General features: G+C 69.1%; 1 protein-coding gene. It reads left to right on the top strand.

Going from position 1 to position 1146, the window contains the following annotated elements; all coding sequences use genetic code 11:
- Nucleotides 1-288: 288 nt before the first annotated feature.
- Nucleotides 289-1116 (top strand): endonuclease/exonuclease/phosphatase family protein, encoded by an 828-nt coding sequence (locus tag ACQKDV_RS19615; RefSeq protein ID WP_427785889.1) that lies wholly within the window; start codon nt 289-291, stop codon nt 1114-1116.
- The last annotated feature ends 30 nt before the right edge of the window (nt 1117-1146 follow it).

The following is a 1146-nucleotide window of genomic DNA, read 5'->3' as shown; positions in this document are numbered from 1 at the left end:
CCGGCTCGGGCCTGTTCACCCTGCACGTCGGTGACAAGGTCTACGAGATCGAGTTGCCGATGATGTAAGGAATCTGGCGCGGCATCTTTCCCTGGCCGGCGATGGGGGCGACTGCGTCGTGGCTCATCCTGTAAGGCATTCCTGCAAAGCGAAAGCGGTCAGTTTACGTAAGCAGTGCCTGCTAAGCACGCTGCAGGGCTGCATGACAGCGCCGTCGATCCATGGCAGGCCGCTGCAACCCTGCCGGAAGTCACGGCACCTGCACGGCAAAAGCGTAAACTTATCGTTATGCGTTGCTTCTCCCCCGCCCCCTTGCTGCTTGGTTGCCTCGTGCTGCTGGCCGCACCCGGGTGGGCGCGCCCCCAGGCAGCGTCGCTGGCAGGCCAGCCGGACAGTGGGGACCACCAGCTGACCGTGGCCGCACTGGAACTGCCCAGCCGCGATGACGCGCAGTGGAAACAGCGCCGCGAACAGGTGCTGCAGCTGCTGACCGAACTGCAGCCGGACGTGATCTCCGTGCAGCAGGTGCTGCAGCAGCAGGGCCGCAACCCAGCCTGCTGGCTGGCCAGCCGGCTGCGCTACAGCTGCGATTTCGTCACCGCCGACCCGCCCAGCCAGTCCCTGCGGCACGGCAGCGCCATGCTGACCCGTCTGCCGGTGAACGAGGATGGCGTGACCCTGCTGCACCCGCCCGGCACCTTCAGCGCGGCCGGCATGATGCGGCTGCGCTTGGGCGATGCCGAGCTCAATGTCTACGTGGCGCGCCTGCGCCCGGAGCCCGACGAGGCCACGGCCCGCCAGCACCAGACCAGTGACCTGATGACCTGGATCGGCGCAACCTCCGAGGGCATGCCCAGCCTGATCGCCGGCGATTTCGCCGCAGCGACCCCTGAACTGGTGCGCAGCACCCCCGGCTTCCAGCCGGCCCGGCGCAACCCGGGCGGCAAGCCCGATGCCCCGGCGGCCAGCGGCGGGGGCGCCAGCGGCCACGGCCTGGATGTGCTGTTCCAGGTCAAGCACTTCGGTGGCATCCGCCAGCAGGCGATCCTGCTGCCCGCCGATGGCGACCTGCCCGGCCTGCGCTTGGGCGTTGGGCGATGCGCACGCATTGGGTGAACGGGCGCTGGCCCTGCTCGCGCAGCCGCC

This window comes from Stenotrophomonas sp. NPDC077659, from assembly GCF_050268705.1.
Lineage (GTDB): Bacteria > Pseudomonadota > Gammaproteobacteria > Xanthomonadales > Xanthomonadaceae > Stenotrophomonas.
Note: the sequence above shows the minus strand (reverse complement) of the source record. Positions and strands in the feature narration are given on the sequence as shown.